Origin of the sequence: Gluconobacter sp. P1D12_c (assembly GCF_018812105.1) — a bacterium.
GTDB lineage: Bacteria > Pseudomonadota > Alphaproteobacteria > Acetobacterales > Acetobacteraceae > Gluconobacter > Gluconobacter oxydans_A.
In genome coordinates, this window is the sequence record NZ_JACSIQ010000096.1 from 1 (window position 1) to 718 (window position 718).

1 protein-coding gene is annotated in these 718 nt (G+C 57.0%); it reads left to right on the forward strand.

What is annotated here, in order from left to right; all coding sequences use genetic code 11:
* Positions 1-93: 93 nt before the first annotated feature.
* Positions 94-718, forward strand: a 625-nt coding sequence (locus KP705_RS15720; protein ID WP_252348423.1) for a plasmid recombination protein, incomplete at its 3' end; no start/stop codon positions are given.

Below are 718 nucleotides of genomic sequence, written 5' to 3' on the forward strand. Positions count from 1 at the left end.
CTGTCTATCGAACTCTCAGCAGAACAGCCTCAACGTTCTTGTTGGGTTCACTCTAAGCGTACGTAAAGTACACTTTCGTGTCGTGACCCCTATTTGAACGAGGCGTTGCGCTGGATTCAGGAGCGGCACGGCAAGGACAACGTGATCGCTGCCATCATTCACCGGGACGAAAAAACGCCGCACCTGTCGGCCTACGTGGTGCCAAAAGACCCCGATACAGGCCGCCTGAATTGCCGCCGGTTCCTCGGTGGTGCCAAGGCCCTGAACGAGATGCAGMCCGACTTTGCGCGAGTTGTGGGACGCCCTGTCGGACTGGAACGCGGCATCGAAGGAAGCAAGGCCACCCACACCAAGCTGAAAACCTACTACGGGGCGCTAGAACGGGACGCACCCGAGCACAAAAACCTGACCCCTGCTGACCTAGAACCGCAGGTGCTCAAGAAGGGGATTTTTACCCGTGTTGTGGAAGACCCTGAGCAGGTGGCAAAACGCATCAGTCAGACCGTTCAGCAGCATTATGAACCTGCCGTTCAGAGCGCCACAGTTGCCCGCACAGCGACCAAACGGGCCAAGGAAGACAGAGAGAGCCTGAAACAGCTTCAGAGCCGTCTGGAGCCTCTTGTGAAGGCTCTGAGGGATATTCCGACCCAATACCGGGAGAAGGTTATCGAGGGCTGCGTGAAACTGGCCCAACAGCTACGCCAGAAACTCCAAGATC